The organism is Nocardia sp. NPDC055321 (assembly GCF_053645575.1).
On the sequence record NZ_JBSHMS010000020.1, the window covers coordinates 150,099 to 165,637 of the forward strand.

Consider the following 15,539-nt stretch of genomic DNA (forward strand, 5'->3'; position numbering starts at 1 on the left):
GACTGGGGAATCAGGCGAGATACCGTTCCAACCGGTCCAGCGCTTCCTCGATATCGGCACTCGCGCCCGCGAACGAGAACCGCACGGTGTGAGACCCATTGACAGTGTCGAAGTCGATTCCGGGCGCCAGCGCCACCCCGGTCGCGTCCAGCACCTCCGTGCACCAGCGCATCGAATCATCGGTCAGGTGCGCGATATCGGCGTACGCGTAGAAGGCGCCGTCGGCCGGGGCGAGATCGGTGATGCCGAGTTTCGGCAGTCCCGACAGCAGCAACTGGCGATTCGCCGCGTAGCGCGCGACATGGCCGTCCAGTTCGGCCTTCGCCTCCGCGCCGAACGCGTGCACCGCCGCGTACTGGGAGATAGCGGGCGGGCACACCGTCATGTTCGACGCCAGCCGCTGCAACGCCGGGCGCAGACCCGCGGGCACCAGCATCCAGCCCAGCCGCCAGCCGGTCATGGAGAAGTACTTCGAGACCGAGCCGATGACAATGGATTCGCGCGAGGTCTCCCACGCCGAGGACGTCGGCTCGGCGCCCGGCGACTCGGTGTCGTACACGATGCCGTGATAGATCTCGTCGGAGATGAGCAGCGTGCCGTGCTCGTCGCACCAGCGGGCCAGTGCGGCCAGTTCAGCAGGATCGATCATGGTGCCGGTCGGATTCGCCGGGCTCGCCACGATCAGGCCCGCCGGCGGCTCGGGCAGCGCCTCGAGCATGGCGACGGTCGGCTGGAAACGGGTCTCCGGACCGCAATCGAGCTCCACCACCCGGCACCCCAGCGCGGTGAGGGTATTGCGGTAGGCCGGATAGCCGGGCCGGGCCACCACCACGGTGTCGCCCAGATCGAAGGCCGCCAGGAAGATCAGGGTGAACGCGCCCGAGGAACCGGTGGTCACCACGACGTCGTCGGCGTCCACCTCGATGCCGTAGACACGCCGATGGTGATCGGCGATCGCCTCGCGCAACGCCAGGATGCCGAAAGTCTCGGTGTAACCGAGCAACTCGGCGTCCATGGCCGCTTTCGTGGCCCGCAGGACCGGTCGCGGCGCGGGCGTCGACGGCTGCCCGGCGGCCAATACCAGCACATCTCCGTGTGTACGCGCCCGTTCAGCTGCTGCCTTCCAGACATCCATGACGTAAAAAGGTGGGATGGCCGACCGCCGAGATTCGATACGCACCCGACAGACGGTAGAGCACTCGCTCTCCCCACTGTCCGGTAATAGGCGTGTGAATGGCTGAGGAGGGACGCGTGCCGGGGGGAGCGGCCACCGAGGAAGACTCGGCGGCAGCCCACCCGTTCGCCTACACCGAGGCCGAGCACCCCACCTCGACACCCGAGTCGAGACCGGGCAGACCCGGGGACGGCCCGGAACACACGGCGAGATCCCGGCGGGGCGGCGAGTCGGACTCGCCCGCCGCAAGATCGAGAACCGAGACCGCGCGCAGACGCGGGCTGGGGCGGTGGCGCGGCGGCCGCGCGGGCGAGGGCGCAACGACCGCGGGTGCGCCGACACCGGACGGCGAGGCCCGGCCACCTGCCGGCGAAACCCGGACCCAGGCCGAGGTGCCGCCCGCCGGCGACACCGGGGCCCGGCCGGAATCGCCGCCCGCCGGCACAGGCGAGACGAAGGTGGAGTTACCCGCCCACGAAGGCGCGGCAGACGGCGAGTCGCCCGTCACCGCCGAGGACGAGTCGCCACCCGGCGGGGAAACGGGTGCCGACAGATCGCCCGATGTCACCGAGTTGGCGCCCACTGGTCGGGCCGGTCGCGGATTGCTACGGCGAGGCCCGGCGCGAGGCGACTCGAACAGCCGGGCGCTGCCTTCCGAGCCCGAAGCGCAAGTGCCCGAGGCGGACACGACGCGGCGGAAGATGCCGGACAGCTACACGCCCGGCCTGCGGCTGCCGCTGCACGGCGACGAGGACATCCCGGCGCGGGAGCGGGTGGCCCGGGCCGCGCGGGCGGGGGCCTCGACGGTGGCGTGGGCGCGCGGGCGAGCGCCCGTCGTGCGGGACAGAGCGCTCGAATTCTGGGGGCGGCGGCCGCGATCGAGAGCCGAGGCGATGGAGCTGGCCGCGCGGGGGCGGGCCGAGGCGCGGCGGCAGGCGCCGCTCGCCAGGGACTGGGCGGTCAGACACCGGGTGCTGATCGCCGGGGTCGTCGCGGTGGTGGTGTTCACCGGGGCGGACAGCACGCTCGGGCGCTTCCCCGTCGACGCGCCCCTGGAACCCGGTACGGCACTGCGGGTTCCGACCGCGCACCCGATTCAGGTGCAGACACCCAAGGAATCGGCGAAACGCTATCTCGACGCCATCAACAACGGCGAGAAACTGCGCGAAGGGGCGGTGGTGGCCGCCGCCGCGCGCGCCACCCTCGAACGTGCCAAGGCCGAGGCCGCGGCCGCCGTGGCGGGGGAACACCAGGACTGGATGACCACCACCGCGCCCGGCACCTTCGTCCTGCCCGGCGTCGGCAACTTCGCCCTCCCCGCCCAGGGCATGTTCACCTCCGGCTTCGGGCCGCGCTGGGGCACCTTCCACGCGGGCATCGACATCGCCGGGCCGCTCGGCTCACCCATCTACGCGGTCGCCGCGGGCACGGTCATCGAAGCCGGTCCGGCGCAGGGCTTCGGCCTCTGGGTGCGCATCCGGCACGACGACGGCACCATCTCCATCTACGGCCACATGTACGACTTCTTCGTCTCCGCGGGCGAACGCGTCCCTGCTGGCATGCAGATCGCCCGCATCGGCAACCGCGGCGACTCCACCGGCCCGCACCTGCATTTCGAGATCGTCCAGAACGGGCAGCGCGTGGATCCCCAGGCGTGGCTGGCCCTGCACGGGCTCATGCTCACCTGAGGTCGGCGCCCGCCGGAAAGCGCTCGGCCCCTTGCGTGATCGCAAGGGGCCGAGTCATCGGACGTGTTCTCAGACCGCCGGGGTCGGCACGCTGATCCGGCCCTCCACCGCCGCGAGGGCGATATCGGAGCGGAAGTGCCCGCCCGGCAGCTTGATTCCCGCGAGGCGGTCGTAGGCGTTCCGGCGGGCCACGGTCAGATCCGCGCCCTGCCCGACGATGGCGAGCACGCGGCCGCCGGCCGAGACCAGCGCGCCGTCCTCGCGCAGCGCGGTACCCGCGTGCAGCACCTCGGATTCGGTTCCGGTGCCGGTCGATTCGGCCCCGGTGATGACGTCGCCGCTGCGCGGGCGCGCCGGGTAGTTCTCCGCGGCCAGCACGACGGTGACCGCCGCGCCGTCCTTCCAGCGCGGGGCGGCGACCTGATCCAGGGTGCCGGTGGCGGTGGCGTTCAGCAGTTCGCCGAGCGGGCTGTCCAGCATGGCCAGCACGGCCTGGGTCTCGGGATCGCCGAAGCGGCAGTTGAATTCGATGACGGCCGGGCCGTCGGAGCCGATCGCGAGACCCGCGTACAGCAGGCCGCTGAACGGCACCCCGCGCCGGACCATCTCGGCGGCAACGGGTTTGACCACATCGTCGACGATGGCCCGCAGCGTGTCGTCACTCAGCCACGGCAACGGCGTGTACGCGCCCATGCCGCCGGTGTTGGGCCCGGTGTCGCCGTCGCCGACGCGCTTGTGATCCTGCGCGGGCAGCAGCGGCACCACGTTCTCGCCGTCGACCAGGCAGAACAGCGAGACCTCGGGGCCGTCGAGGAAGGATTCCAGCAGTACCGGATGCCCGTTCTCGAGCAGCTCCGCGCCGTGATCGCGGGCGACCGAGCGGTCGGCGGTCACCACCACGCCCTTACCGGCGGCCAGACCGTCGTCCTTCACGACCCAGGTCGGCCCGAAACGATCCAGCGCGGCGTCGAGTTCGCCCGGATGATCGACGATCTCCGAGTGCGCGGTCCGCACCCCGGCCGCGTTCATGACGTCCTTGGCGAACGCCTTGGACCCCTCGATCTGCGCGGCGGCGGCCGACGGCCCGAACGTCGCGATGCCCGCGGCCCGCACCGCGTCGGCGACACCGAGCACCAGCGGCACCTCGGGACCCACCACGACCAGGTCGACGCCGAGCTCCTGCGCCAGCGCCGCCACCTCCGCACCGGAGGAGGCGTCCACCGCCCGGACCTCGGCGTGCTGGGCGATGCCCGCGTTGCCGGGCGCCGCGTACACCGCCGATACCGACGGGTCCCGGCGCAGGGCCAGGACGAGGGCATGTTCACGGGCTCCGGAACCGATGACGAGTACGCGCACGGCTGACAGCTTAAAGCGTGCGCGAACACCACCCGGCCGCCGGTCGCCCCGCCCGGTATCCCTGCGCCGCCCGCCGGTCACAGGGATGATGGTCGGTGACGGCCGGTCACCGCGAACCACACAGAGGATGTGCCTGCGATGGGCTTGATCGACGGAATCATGGGCAATGCGGGACGCATCGATCCCGCGGGGGCGCAACAGGAGTACGGCAAGCTGCTCGGCCAGGGCGAACAGGTCTATGCCGCGTACCTCCTGGTACGGGACGCCCTGCTCTTCACCAACCGGCGCCTGGTGCTGGTCGACAAACAGGGCGTGACCGGCCGCAAGGTCAGCTACCACAGCGTGCCGTACCGGGCCATCACCCATTTCTCGGTGGAGACCGCCGGCACCTTCGACCTCGACGCCGAGCTGAAGATCTGGATCTCGGGCGCCGATGAGCCGCTACAGAAACGGTTCAACCGCCAGGTAGATATCTACGAGGTGCAGGGCATCCTGTCCCACTTCGTCGCGGTCTGAGTAGCCGACGGGCCGCGCCCGAGCCAGTTCATCGGACGCGGCCCGGAAGCGCAGGGCGCAACCGGCGTCCGCCCTGTGTCCGGATCAGTAGGTCCGCAGGCCCCCGCCTTTGGGATTCAGCATCGATTCGCTGGTCAATCGGTCGACAGCGGGGAACTCCAGGTATTTGCGGCCTGTATCCCACACCACGGACTGCACCACCTGACGGTCCTTCAAGAAAACGTAGTATCCGAAAGGCGCTGGGTCAGAATTGTTTCCACGCGGAAGCCCGCTCCAGCAAGTGCCCGCGGGGGTTTCAGCCTTACGGTTCAGCCGATCATCCGTCGCGTTGGAAGAGGCGTCGATAACAGCATCCCAGCCGTCCGACCAGCCCGCTGAGCGCGTGACCTCGCCAAGGCTGACGGGTTGCTGACCCTGCCCGGCGGTGCGAATCGCCGATATCAATGCCTCGCTCGAGCCGAGCGGCTCCGGTCCACGGTCGAGTTTGATTTCCGCCTGACAAGCCTGCGTGGCGGGCTTGTCCTGCCCAGCAGAGCAGCCGGCCAGCATCGGAACCACCAACAACCCAGCGAGAATGGCTGATTTCACGTACCTGGCACTCACTTTCCCGGTAGGGGGATATCGATCGGCAGCGGACTCGTAATATTCGCCCAGCCAACAGTGTTGCTGAACGCAATCTGAGCCGGAGCCTCAGGCCCGTCGGGGCTGTGAATGACTACGGTGTCGCCCCTGTCGACCGCCGCGATGACCGCCGACTGCAGCTCTTCCTTCGACGCGTTCGCGTTGGCCAGACCGATCTGACGGCCAACCTCGTTGTTCTTGAGGTCCATCGCTTCTCGCTGCGGACCGTTGCCACCGACCTTCTCGTGTGCACTGGAGTACTGCTCGGCCCAGTCCGCACCGAACTCCTGCGTCATGCGCGCATTCCAGTAGGCGTGTCGAGCAGCGTCAGCGTGACCGTCGTCCGACGAGTTCTCATAGACCTCGGTGTACTTGTTCGTCTTCCCGAAGGCCTCCGCCTCGTTCTTGATGTCGTTGAATACCTTGTAGTTCCACGGATTTCCCCCGTGCAGCGGATTGCAGAGGGCATCCAGCGCCTCTTTCTCCTCGACCGTCATCTCCACCGATGTCATATCGGGGTTGAACAGTCGGAGCTTTTCCAGCAGGTCGGCGTCCGGCCAGACGACGATCTCGGACTTGGTCGTATCCACCTGGTAGTTCAGGAGAATGTCGCGGAGCGCCGCGTCCTGCGGGATGCCGGCCAGCACCAGTTTGACGTCCTGCGGCACATTCTCGAGGTGGGTGGCCAGGTTCCGCGCCCCGATCTTGTCGGTCTCCTGCACATCCCAGTACGCCTGTTTGAGTTCGCCGGCCAGCCGATAGCACTCGGCGGCCTTCCAGGCGATGGAAGACGGGTTGCCCCAGTTCTTCTTGACCGTCTCCCAGTTCGAATCGTACGAATCCACGTCGCCGGTCTCGTTGTCGTAGAAGAGGTTGTAATCCGACTCCGCTATCTTGTCGACGACAGCCTGCAACGCCTTGATGTCCGACTGCAGCGCGGTGGACGTGGTATCGATCTGCCGATGGATGGCATCGAGGATGTCGCCCGAAGCGACCGCCTCGTTCTTCAGCTTGGTCGATACCGACCGGGCGGACGCACCCGCCGCTTCGCCGAAATAGGTATCCGACGACTGAACCGCTTTGTCCGCATCGAGAGCCGCGTTCTCCAGCGAGATTCCGGCGTTCATCGCGTCCGCGCCGGCGAAGCGCGCCGAATCGAGCTTCCAGGCCAGCACGGTCGAGATGGTGATCTTGTCGCCGCTCATTTGATCGCCTGGAACTTGGCGACGTTGCCCGCTTCCATCGCATCGACGGCGCCGGCCGCGGCATCGGTGAGGTCCGCGAACTGGGTGAGTCTGCCCTGATGCAGGGTTATCACCCGGTCCATCGCCTCGAGCGTCAGTTCGACATTGGCCGCGAACGCCGAGTGGGGCATCCCGGGACCGGCAGCCTTCCGGTTGACCTCACCGATCGGAGCCAGCTTTCCCATCGCGTCTCGATGGGTGCGGGTCGTGGTCGCCAACGCACGAATCTGGTCCGGAACGAAATTGACCATGGTTACCCCTCCACCAGCTTGCGATTCATCAGTCCCCCGCGCCGATCACGACGCTCGCCAGATGGTAGCTGGTCGGCACGCACGGGTAAGCGCCCGCTCCGTCGTCGCTAGACTGTCGAGCCGTCGTGAAAGGCAGCCTGGTAACAGCGATTCGGAGCAGGGGGCACAGTACGTGGACCAACGACGCGAGCGGGCCGAGCGGATCGACAGAGTCATCGGCGAAGTACGGGCGCAGGCGCGCCCCGCGGACCGCACCATGGCGATCGAGGTCGACGCCTACGGCCACATCACCCAGCTGAAGTTGTCGCCCCAGGCCGTCGCACAGGGGACCGCACAACTCGAACAGACCGTCATCGAGCAGTACCGGGCCGCGCGAGCAGACGCGGAAGCACAGGCGCACGAGGTGTACGACCGGTTCCTTCGGGACGAGAAACGCGCCGCCGCGCAGGCGACCTCGCAACCGGCGTGGGCCGACCCGGACGACATGCCCCCGGTCCGAATCTGGACGGACCCCCGATAAATCCGGGAACTCGCAACACCCCAGGTGGGATCCGGCGGCCGGCGCGAATCCGCGTAGTCTGCCCGGCATGGCTTCTGTTTTCTCAATGATCATCGAAGGTCAGCTGCCGGGCCGATTCGTCTGGGAGGACGACGAATTCGTCGCATTCCTGACCATCTCCCCGGTCACGCAGGGGCACACGCTGGTGGTGCCGCGCAAGGAGATCGACCAGTGGCAGGACGTCGATCCCGGCACGTTCGCGCGGATGACGGCGGTGTCGCAGAAGATCGGGCAGGCCGTGCGGGCGGCGTGGGACGCCCCGCGGGCGGGCATGCTCATCGCCGGACTGGAGGTGCCGCACCTGCACCTGCACGTGTTCCCGGCGTTCGAACTCGGTGACTTCGACATCACCGGCGCCGACCCCGAACCCAGCAAGGAATCGCTGGACGAGGCGCAGGCCAAGATCAAGCAGGCGCTGCGCGACCTCGGCTACGGCGCGAACGTCCCGGAATAACCGCTACCGCTCGCGCGGCAGGCGCACGGTGAAGGTGGTGCCCGAGCCCGGGACGCTGGCCACCGACACCGTGCCGCCGTGCGCGGCCACCAGCGCGCGCACGATCGACAGGCCCAGCCCCGTACCGCCGCTGATTCGGCTGCGCGAATCGTCGGCGCGGTAGAAACGCTCGAAAACCCGCTCGGCCTGTTCGGGTTCCAGGCCCGGGCCGGTATCGGCGACCGCGAGCAACACGTGATCCGTTTCAGGGGTGAGCCTTACGGTCACCGACGCCTCGGGCGGGGTGTGCACGAGCGCGTTGTTCACCAGATTCGCCAGCACCTGACGCAGGCGCTGATCATCCCCGAGCACCTCCAGTGTGCCCGCGCCCGAACAGATCTCGATGTCGATGCGGCGGGCCGGGCCGTCGGGGTGCTGCACCGCGTCCAGCGCCCGCGCGCCGTGCACGGCGTCGCTGGCCACGGTCAGCAGATCCACCGGCCGCCGCTCGATCGGGCGCTGCGCGTCGAGCCGGGCGAGCATGAGCAGATCCTCCACCAGCAGGCCCATGCGCTTGGATTCGTGTTCGATGCGATCCATGACCAGCGCCGGATCCTGAATCGCCCCTTGGCGATACAGCTCCGAGAAGCCCTTGATACTGGTCAGCGGAGTCCGCAGTTCGTGGCTGGCGTCGGCGACGAAACGCCGCATGTTGGCCTCCGAACGCCGCGCCGCCTCCTCCGACGCCTCGGTCGCGGCGAAGGCCTGCTGGATCTGGGTCAGCATGGTGTTCAGCGACTGCGACAGCCGATCGACCTCGGTGTCGGTGCCGCGCACCGGAACCCGCTGATGCAGATCACCGCCGGCGATGGCGGCGGCGGTCTGCTCGACCTGCCGCAGCGGGCGCAGACTGCGCCGGATCACCCAGCGGGCGACGAACGCCAGCGCGGTGAGGACGACCAGGCCGATCCCGGCCTGCAGCATGATCAGCCGATCCAGGATCGAACGGGTCTGATCCATGCGCAGCGCGACGGTGCTCACGCCCTTGTCGGTGCGCACCCGCAGCACCCGCCACTGCTCCGACGCGTCACCGACCGAGCCGACCGTAATGGGTTTGTCGCCAAGGTCCGCGGGCACATCCGGCTGACCATTGCCGACGTCCAGATGCAGGGTGCTCTTCCCCGTCGCGTCCTCGACCCGCACGTACAGCAGATCGGGTGGGCGTTCCTTGTTCTCCGGGGGCTGCGGCAGCACTTCGGGCCGGCGCGCGCCCGGGGCGGCCCAGCCGTGGCTGGCCTCGGCCAACTGGCGGTCCATGCGGTCCACCAGGACGTCGCGCATGAGCGCGGTGACGCCGATGCCCGAGACCAGCAGACCCAGGCCCGTCAGCGACACCAGCGCCAAAGCCAGGGTGGTACGCAGCGGGATGGCGGCTAGGCGGCGTGAGAGTGCCGCGCGCACACCGGTTTCGCGTGGGGCCGGAACCCCGTCGGCGGCCGGGGCGTGCTCGGTCATCGCGTGCCCGGCGCGCGCTGCGATTCCCGCATGACGTAGCCGACCCCGCGCAGGGTGTGGATGAGCCGGTCCGGCCCGGTGTCGACCTTCTTGCGCAGATACGACACGTAGGTCTCGACCACCCCGACCTCACCGCCGAAGTCGTAGCGCCACACGTGATCCAGGATGCGCGGCTTGCTGAGCACGGTGCCCGCGTTGACCATGAAGTAGCGCAGCAGCGTGAACTCGGTCGGCGAGAGCGGCACCGCCTCCCCCGCCTTCCACACCTCGTGGGTGTCGTCGTCCAGCTCGATGTCGGCGAAGCGCAGCCGCGAGCTCTTCTCCTCCACCGCGGTCCGCCCCGCCCGCCGCAGGATCACCCGCAACCGCGCCACGACCTCCTCGAGGCTGAACGGCTTGGTCACGTAGTCGTCGGCCCCCAGCGTGAGCCCGGTGACCTTGTCCTCCACCTCGTCCCGCGCGGTCAGGAACAACACCGGCGCGTCGATCCCGTCCGCCCGCAGCCGCCGCAACAACCCGAACCCGTCCATCCCCGGCATCATGACGTCCACGATCAGCGCGTCCGGCCGGAAACTCCGCGCCCGGTCCAGCCCCTCGGTCCCGCTCCCCGCCGTGGCGACCTCGAACCCCTGGAACCGCAGACTGACCGACAACAGCTCCACGATCATCGGCTCGTCGTCGACGACCAACACCTTGGCCTCGACGTCCCGCACAGACCCCACACCGCTCATACCCCCATCCTGCGGCCACCCCCGGTGATCTCCCTGGACCTTCCCTGTGAGTTTCCTGCGAGCCCCCCGCTCCGTGGCCCCAGAAACTATGGGCGGCGCCCGTTTCTGAAGACGGAAAATTTCACTCTTTGCGCCGATACCGTGCGATGACCCCTCCTCGGGGCCCCGAACAGGAGCAGCACATGCAGCAAACGAGTCGTACGAGCCGTCGAATCCCCTGGGGTGTGAAGGCCGCGGTGGCGGTGTCAGCCCTCGTGCCGCTCACCACGACGCCGGGCTCCGCCGACGTCACCCATGTGAACGTGACAGTCGCCGGCCCCTACTTCGTCGGCCACACCTACGAGATCCACGCCGAGGCCGAGAACAGGAACTACAACCCGGTCATCTTCCGGGACAACGGCGCCTGCATCGGCAGCCGGCCCACCGGCGGCCACTACACCGGTGCCGACGTCTACATCGACTGGACACCCACCACGGTCGGCACCCACAAACTCACCGCGGTCCAAGACGGCGTAGCCGAAACCGTCATCGTCGAAGTAGCACCGTCCGACGACCAGCCCACGCCCGCCGACACCTCCGGCTGCGACGGAGGCGGCACCAGCAGCTTCGGCTCCTGACGACCCCGAATCAGGCCGACCGCGCCCGGCATCCCCCGGGCGCGGGCCACTTCCCCTCCACCACATCGAGTTTCACGACCGAACAACCCGCGCCCCCACACGCACCCGCGAAACCCCCGAGCGCAATGCCGAAGGCGAGCCGAAAGGAAATCGCAACGCCTGATCTCGCGACCTTCGGGGTAACTCCCCGGGTACCCCCAGAACCCGGCCACGCTCGTAGGCGAGTCCGGGGATGAAACGCAACCGCCTCCCCGGCGACCGTAAAAATCGCGGAGAGGCGGTCCAGAGCCCCCTGTCAGGATTGAACTGACGACCTTCGCTTTACAAGAGCGGTGCTCTACCACTGAGCTAAGGAGGCGGGAAAGCGGTGCCCATCATAACCGGGTAGGCCGGCTGCGCGGAAAAGCCGGGTCCCCAGGTGATTTCGATACTGTCGGGTCAGGGCCGAGCGGCGGCCGGACGGGGCTTGTGGCCCCGCCTCCGGCCGCGTTCGGAATCGTTCCCACGCAGTATCGGGTCAACCGCTCTTGTCAGGACTGCGCCGCCTGACGGGCCGCGTCATCGGCGGCCATGGCATCACGCAAGCTCTTGGGACGCATATCCGTCCAGTTCTTCTCGACGTACTCGACACACGCGGCGCGCGAGTCCTCGCCGAAGACGACTCGCCAACCCGCCGGGACCTCGGCGAAGGCGGGCCACAGCGAATGCTGCTCCTCGTCGTTGACCAGGACGAAGAACCGGCCGTCTTCGTCGTCGAAGGGATTGGTGCTCATTTCACCTCACTGGATACTGGCGCTGTGTACGGGAACGCTGACGGTTCGTCCGTCGACCACGGTAGGGCACCGCGGCGACGGGACTAGCCCCCGACGTTGATTCGACCCTAGCAAGGGTGGTGTTACGCCCGGGCGGTTACCTTCACGCGGCGAAGAATTCCAGCAGGATCTTGTTCACCGCTTCGGGTCGTTCCAGGTAGCCGAAGTGCCCGGCATCGGGGATCTCATGGTAGCGGGCGCCGGGGATGGCATCGGCCACCTCGCGGGACAAGTAGGGCGGGATCATGCGGTCATCGGCGAATCCGACCGACAGACAGGGCACGTTGATCGCCCGGTAGGCGGCGAGTCGATCGAAGTCGTGGTCCATGCGGCGCTGGGCGCGCACGCCCGGTTTGACCGGGCCACCGGTGAATTCGAACAGGTCCAGCCAGTCGCGGGCGGCGTTGACGTCGGCCATGGTCGCCGGCGACAGGTTCATGAGCGCGGTCAGCGCGGCCTCGTACTTGGCGGGCAGTTGCACACCGGAGTCGTCGAGCGCGTGCTCACCGAGCGAGAGGGTGCGCTGGAACTGGTCCAGGCGGGCGTGCCCGGCCAGGAAGACGGCCTTGCGCACCAGATCGGGCCGGGCCAGCGCGAGTTCCTGGGTGACCCGCGACCCCATGGACTGCCCCACGACCAGCGCCGGGCCCTCGTCCAGGAATTCGATGAGCGCGGCGGTGTCGCGCACCAGGTCGTCGATCGTCATCCCGTCGGCCGCCTCGTACGACGGTGCGATGCCGCGGTTGTCGAAGGTGCAGACCCGGTACCCGGCGGCCACCAGCGCGGGCACCTGATGCAGTTCCCACACCCGGCCCGGGCTCCCGGTGCCCATGATCATGACGACCAGCGGACCGCCGCCCTTGACGTCCGTTCCCCGGGCGCGGTCCCCCTTGACCTGGTAGTTCAGCGAGATTCCGTTCACCGTGGCCAACGGCATTGCGGCTACCCCTTCATCCGATTCGAGCGGCTGTTGCCTGTGCTCACCGTAGCGGTCGCGATCGCGGCCGGCTTCCGCACCGGTTGTCGACCTCACGCACCGCGATGTTTCAGATCCCCGGTCCGTTGCGTTTCCGGCTCGCTGTGAGCGCAGGGGTGCGGTCGGCGATACGCGGCCAGATACGATGGACTCCTCGATACTCGAGCAGAATTCCCCGAGAGGACGGCATGATGGCCGCGAAGAGCAGCGCAAACGACATCGCGGACGACGATCTGGAACCACTGGCCGACGAGACCGCGCGCCAGGCACAGCGCGTCGTGGCCGCCTACGCCACCGATGCGGACGAATGCCGGATGCTGCTCTCGATGCTGGGCATCGCTCCCCTCACGCGAGGCGAATGAGACCGTGAACCCGGACAGTTCGGGCGCCGGTTCCGGCTTCGTCGTCGTAGCCAATCGGCTACCGGTCGACCTGGAACGCCTGCCCGACGGCACCACACGATGGAAGCGCAGTCCCGGCGGCCTGGTGACCGCCCTGGAGCCGGTGCTGCGCAACAACAAGGGCGCCTGGGTCGGCTGGGCCGGCGTCCCCGATGTCGATATGGACCCGATCACCGAGGACGGGCTGGATCTGCATCCGGTGCCGCTGTCCTCGGAAGAGGTCGCCGACTACTACGAAGGTTTCTCCAACGCCACGCTGTGGCCGCTCTATCACGATGTGATCGTGCGCCCGGTCTACGACCGCAAATGGTGGCAGGCGTACGTGCAGGTGAACCGCCGCTTCGCCGAGTACACCGCCAAGGTGGCCGCCGAGGGCGCCACCGTCTGGGTGCAGGACTACCAGTTGCAGCTGGTGCCCAAGATGCTGCGCATGCTCCGCCCCGATCTCACCATCGGCTTCTTCCTGCACATCCCGTTCCCGCCGGTCGAGCTGTTCATGCAGATGCCGTGGCGCACCGAGATCGTCGAGGGTCTGCTCGGCGCGGATCTGATCGGCTTCCACCTGCCCGGCGGCGCGCAGAACTTCCTCTACCTGGCCAGAAGGCTTGCCGGACAGCCGACTTCGCGCGGTAACGTGGGCGTTCGCTCGAAACTCGGTGTGGTGCAGGTGGGTTTCCGCACCGTGCGCGTCGGCGCGTTCCCGATCTCCATCGCCTCGACCGAGCTCGACGAGTACTCCCGCCGCCGCGGCGTGCGGGAACGGGCCGCGAAAATCCGTGCGGAACTGGGCAATCCGAAGACGATCCTGCTGGGCGTCGACCGCCTGGACTACACCAAGGGCATCGACATCCGGCTCGCCGCGCTCGAAGAGCTGTTGCACGAGAACCGGATCGACCCCGCCGACACGGTGATGGTGCAGCTGGCCACGCCGAGCCGCGAACGCGTCGAGTCCTACAAGCAGATGCGCGGCGACATCGAGCGCCAGGTGGGCCGGATCAACGGCGAGTTCGCCCGGGTGGGCTATCCGGTGGTGCACTACCTGCACCGCCCCATCCCCAAGGAAGAGCTGGTCTCGTTCTTCGTGGCCGCCGACGTCATGCTGGTGACCCCGCTGCGGGACGGCATGAACCTGGTCGCCAAGGAGTACGTGGCCTGCCAGGGCGGCCTCAGCGGCGCCCTGGTGCTGTCCGAGTTCACCGGTGCGGCAGCGGAATTGCGTCAGGCATACCTGTGCAACCCGCACGACCTGGACAGCGTCAAGGACGCGATAGCGGGCGCCATCGAGGACGACCGCGACACCCGCCGCCGGCGCATGCGCTCGCTGCGCCGCCAGGTCCTGACCCACGATGTCGACCGCTGGGCCCGGGCCTTCCTGGACGCCCTGGCGCACGATCGGGTGGCGGGCAGCGCCCTGCTGACCGACGACGACGTCGACCCGGACATCAGCGGCTGACCCTCGCACCCAGCAGAGCGACGATGGTCCCTACCCGGCATCCGGGTAGGGACCATCTCGTTCGGGAGCGCTGTGGGCCGATGACGACGCGCTACGGCCGCGCACAGCCCTCGGGTCAGATCGGATCGACGTTGGCGACCAGCCAGCGCCCGTCCTGCTTGTCCAGCGTCACCTTGATCCGGCTCTGGATGTACGTACCGGTCGCGGGATCCTTGCCGACGCTCTTCTGGTTCAGGAACACCATCACCTCGGAGTGATCGGCGGTCGTGCTCATGACGCCGGTCGCCTGGATGGTCGCGGTGACGATGAGTTCCTTGCTCTTGGCCGAGGGCGCGATGTTCTCCCGCACGACCATCTCCCAGTCCTTCTGGAAGTCCGGGGTCATGTCGTCGACGACCTTCGCCATCTGGGCGTCGACGGACTGGAAGCTGTAGCCGAACATGCCTTCGGCGGCCCGGCGCGCCACCACCATCGAGTCTTCGCGGGCATCCTCGGACTGGCTCTCCTGCCACGCGGAGTAGCCGCTGAAACCGGCCAGGACGAGACTGACGATCAGCAGCGCCGCGGCTCCGATGAGGACCTGCAGACTGCGCGATGTGCGGATCAAAACACCATCTCCATCCCGGTCACCGACAGCTTGCCGCCATCGTCCTTGCCGATGGTCACCCGGAAGCGGTACTGGCGCTGCTGCTCGCCGTCGACGCCGGCGTTGGTGAGCACCTGCTTCACCGCGACCAGCACGATCGCGGCGTGGTCGTCGGAGCTCTCCAGCGCGGTCGCGACGACCTCGCCCTTCACCTTGACCTGGGCCTTCTGGATGAGTTGCGAGAACTCGTCCTTGCGGCTGGCCAGGTCGGCGGCGAAGTCACCCGAGGTGACCTCGAGCGCCTTGGCGAAATCCTCGGGCGCCGACTCACCGTTGATGTTCACGATGGTGGTCATGGCCTGCTTGGCGAACTGGGTGTACTCGGTCCGCTGCGCTTCCAGGTCGGACGCCGAATTGCGTTCGAAGAGAAAGAAACCCGTCGCGCCGAGCGCGGTGAGGGACAGCACGACGCACACCGCCGCGACGATCTTCATCCAGGTGGATCCGGAAGCGGCCGAAGCGACTGCGGGCGCTTCGGATGCTTCGGACTCCTCGGAATCGGCGGGTGCAGGGGCCTTGTCGAGCCGCACCGTGCTGTCGGAGGTG

At 68.2% G+C, this 15,539-nt stretch carries 18 protein-coding genes and 1 tRNA gene; 7 read left to right on the forward strand and 12 right to left on the reverse strand.

All coding sequences use genetic code 11. The features are described from left to right. Positions 1-10: 10 nt before the first annotated feature. The gene (locus ACWIGI_RS29770) at positions 11-1,180 is read right to left on the reverse strand and encodes a pyridoxal phosphate-dependent aminotransferase (protein WP_454205887.1); all 1,170 of its coding nucleotides are present in this window, start codon (positions 1,178-1,180) and stop codon (positions 11-13) included. 695 nt (positions 1,181-1,875) lie between these two features. Between ACWIGI_RS29770 and ACWIGI_RS29775 the strand changes: the two genes are divergently transcribed. Next, positions 1,876-2,862 (forward strand): M23 family metallopeptidase, encoded by a 987-nt coding sequence (locus ACWIGI_RS29775; protein ID WP_454205888.1) that lies wholly within the window; start codon positions 1,876-1,878, stop codon positions 2,860-2,862. Positions 2,863-2,931: 69 nt separating this feature from the next. Here ACWIGI_RS29775 and purD read toward each other — a convergent pair whose 3' ends face one another. Next, positions 2,932-4,218, reverse strand: a complete 1,287-nt coding sequence (purD, locus tag ACWIGI_RS29780) for a phosphoribosylamine--glycine ligase (RefSeq protein ID WP_454205890.1) — start codon at positions 4,216-4,218, stop codon at positions 2,932-2,934. A 138-nt stretch (positions 4,219-4,356) separates the two neighbouring features. Between purD and ACWIGI_RS29785 the strand changes: the two genes are divergently transcribed. Further along, positions 4,357-4,734: a PH domain-containing protein gene (locus ACWIGI_RS29785; protein WP_454205892.1), complete on the forward strand. Its 378-nt coding sequence runs from the start codon at positions 4,357-4,359 to the stop codon at positions 4,732-4,734. 84 nt (positions 4,735-4,818) lie between these two features. On the opposite strand, the gene ACWIGI_RS29790 is transcribed toward ACWIGI_RS29785, so the two are convergent. The 3 genes from ACWIGI_RS29790 to ACWIGI_RS29800 are packed head-to-tail and all read right to left on the reverse strand — an operon-like array spanning position 4,819 to position 6,850. Continuing rightward, complete coding sequence (locus ACWIGI_RS29790; RefSeq protein WP_454205893.1) at positions 4,819-5,322, reverse strand: hypothetical protein; 504 nt, start codon at positions 5,320-5,322, stop codon at positions 4,819-4,821. Positions 5,323-5,333: 11 nt separating this feature from the next. After that, positions 5,334-6,560 carry a DUF6973 domain-containing protein gene (locus ACWIGI_RS29795; protein WP_454205895.1) on the reverse strand — a complete coding sequence of 409 codons (1,227 nt, stop codon included), beginning with the start codon at positions 6,558-6,560 and terminating at the stop codon, positions 5,334-5,336. Continuing rightward, positions 6,557-6,850, reverse strand: coding sequence for a hypothetical protein (locus ACWIGI_RS29800; protein ID WP_454205896.1), 294 nt, complete (start codon positions 6,848-6,850; stop codon positions 6,557-6,559). The genes ACWIGI_RS29795 and ACWIGI_RS29800 overlap by 4 nt, the downstream gene beginning before the upstream one ends. Positions 6,851-7,022: 172 nt before the next feature. Between ACWIGI_RS29800 and ACWIGI_RS29805 the strand changes: the two genes are divergently transcribed. Together ACWIGI_RS29805 and ACWIGI_RS29810 are read left to right on the forward strand one after the other, a co-directional pair. Then, positions 7,023-7,370: a YbaB/EbfC family nucleoid-associated protein gene (locus ACWIGI_RS29805; RefSeq protein ID WP_454205898.1), complete on the forward strand. Its 348-nt coding sequence runs from the start codon at positions 7,023-7,025 to the stop codon at positions 7,368-7,370. 67 nt (positions 7,371-7,437) lie between these two features. Next, the gene (locus tag ACWIGI_RS29810; protein ID WP_354985884.1) at positions 7,438-7,863 is read left to right on the forward strand and encodes an HIT family protein; all 426 of its coding nucleotides are present in this window, start codon (positions 7,438-7,440) and stop codon (positions 7,861-7,863) included. A 3-nt stretch (positions 7,864-7,866) separates the two neighbouring features. Here the strand turns inward: ACWIGI_RS29810 and ACWIGI_RS29815 are convergent, their stop codons facing one another. Both ACWIGI_RS29815 and ACWIGI_RS29820 read right to left on the reverse strand, forming a co-directional pair. After that, complete coding sequence (locus tag ACWIGI_RS29815; protein WP_454205900.1) at positions 7,867-9,357, reverse strand: sensor histidine kinase; 1,491 nt, start codon at positions 9,355-9,357, stop codon at positions 7,867-7,869. Further along, on the reverse strand, positions 9,354-10,088 hold the full coding sequence (locus tag ACWIGI_RS29820; protein WP_454205901.1) for a response regulator transcription factor: 735 nt from the start codon (positions 10,086-10,088) through the stop codon (positions 9,354-9,356). Before ACWIGI_RS29820 ends, ACWIGI_RS29815 begins: the two co-directional genes overlap by 4 nt. A 182-nt stretch (positions 10,089-10,270) precedes the next feature. Here ACWIGI_RS29820 and ACWIGI_RS29825 point away from each other — a divergent pair, with 182 nt between their 5' ends. Next, the gene (locus tag ACWIGI_RS29825; protein ID WP_454205903.1) at positions 10,271-10,705 is read left to right on the forward strand and encodes a hypothetical protein; all 435 of its coding nucleotides are present in this window, start codon (positions 10,271-10,273) and stop codon (positions 10,703-10,705) included. A 286-nt stretch (positions 10,706-10,991) separates the two neighbouring features. On the opposite strand, the gene ACWIGI_RS29830 is transcribed toward ACWIGI_RS29825, so the two are convergent. From ACWIGI_RS29830 to ACWIGI_RS29840, 3 genes are all read right to left on the reverse strand, one after another. Continuing rightward, positions 10,992-11,063: transfer RNA gene (locus ACWIGI_RS29830), tRNA-Thr, on the reverse strand. 172 nt (positions 11,064-11,235) lie between these two features. Further along, positions 11,236-11,478: an MbtH family protein gene (locus ACWIGI_RS29835; RefSeq protein WP_019931522.1), complete on the reverse strand. Its 243-nt coding sequence runs from the start codon at positions 11,476-11,478 to the stop codon at positions 11,236-11,238. Positions 11,479-11,620: 142 nt separating this feature from the next. Next, positions 11,621-12,454, reverse strand: a complete 834-nt coding sequence (locus tag ACWIGI_RS29840; RefSeq protein WP_454205906.1) for an alpha/beta fold hydrolase — start codon at positions 12,452-12,454, stop codon at positions 11,621-11,623. 230 nt (positions 12,455-12,684) lie between these two features. Here ACWIGI_RS29840 and ACWIGI_RS29845 point away from each other — a divergent pair, with 230 nt between their 5' ends. Together ACWIGI_RS29845 and ACWIGI_RS29850 are read left to right on the forward strand one after the other, a co-directional pair. Next, complete coding sequence (locus ACWIGI_RS29845; RefSeq protein WP_454205908.1) at positions 12,685-12,855, forward strand: hypothetical protein; 171 nt, start codon at positions 12,685-12,687, stop codon at positions 12,853-12,855. Next, entirely contained in the window at positions 12,791-14,347 is a 1,557-nt protein-coding gene (locus ACWIGI_RS29850) for an alpha,alpha-trehalose-phosphate synthase (UDP-forming) (protein ID WP_454205910.1), read from the forward strand. The genes ACWIGI_RS29845 and ACWIGI_RS29850 overlap by 65 nt, the downstream gene beginning before the upstream one ends. 115 nt (positions 14,348-14,462) lie before the next feature. Here ACWIGI_RS29850 and ACWIGI_RS29855 read toward each other — a convergent pair whose 3' ends face one another. After that, on the reverse strand, positions 14,463-14,954 hold the full coding sequence (locus tag ACWIGI_RS29855) for a h domain protein (RefSeq protein ID WP_454205912.1): 492 nt from the start codon (positions 14,952-14,954) through the stop codon (positions 14,463-14,465). Continuing rightward, the coding region (locus tag ACWIGI_RS29860; protein WP_454205914.1) for a hypothetical protein at positions 14,951-15,539 on the reverse strand (589 nt) is incomplete at its 5' end. The genes ACWIGI_RS29855 and ACWIGI_RS29860, both read right to left, overlap by 4 nt.

Bases quoted from the DNA above. Each gene is read 5' to 3' on its own strand.
- ACWIGI_RS29775 (WP_454205888.1), top strand. From the start codon at position 1,876: ATGCCGGACAGCTACACGCCCGGCCTGCGGCTGCCGCTGCACGGCGAC.
- ACWIGI_RS29785 (WP_454205892.1), top strand. From the start codon at position 4,357: ATGGGCTTGATCGACGGAATCATGGGCAATGCGGGACGCATCGATCCC.
- ACWIGI_RS29795 (WP_454205895.1), bottom strand. From the start codon at position 6,560: ATGAGCGGCGACAAGATCACCATCTCGACCGTGCTGGCCTGGAAGCTC.
- ACWIGI_RS29800 (WP_454205896.1), bottom strand. From the start codon at position 6,850: ATGGTCAATTTCGTTCCGGACCAGATTCGTGCGTTGGCGACCACGACC.
- ACWIGI_RS29810 (WP_354985884.1), top strand. From the start codon at position 7,438: ATGGCTTCTGTTTTCTCAATGATCATCGAAGGTCAGCTGCCGGGCCGA.
- ACWIGI_RS29815 (WP_454205900.1), bottom strand. From the start codon at position 9,357: ATGACCGAGCACGCCCCGGCCGCCGACGGGGTTCCGGCCCCACGCGAA.
- ACWIGI_RS29820 (WP_454205901.1), bottom strand. From the start codon at position 10,088: ATGAGCGGTGTGGGGTCTGTGCGGGACGTCGAGGCCAAGGTGTTGGTC.
- ACWIGI_RS29825 (WP_454205903.1), top strand. From the start codon at position 10,271: ATGCAGCAAACGAGTCGTACGAGCCGTCGAATCCCCTGGGGTGTGAAG.
- ACWIGI_RS29835 (WP_019931522.1), bottom strand. From the start codon at position 11,478: ATGAGCACCAATCCCTTCGACGACGAAGACGGCCGGTTCTTCGTCCTG.
- ACWIGI_RS29840 (WP_454205906.1), bottom strand. From the start codon at position 12,454: ATGCCGTTGGCCACGGTGAACGGAATCTCGCTGAACTACCAGGTCAAG.
- ACWIGI_RS29845 (WP_454205908.1), top strand. From the start codon at position 12,685: ATGGCCGCGAAGAGCAGCGCAAACGACATCGCGGACGACGATCTGGAA.
- ACWIGI_RS29850 (WP_454205910.1), top strand. From the start codon at position 12,791: ATGCGGACGAATGCCGGATGCTGCTCTCGATGCTGGGCATCGCTCCCC.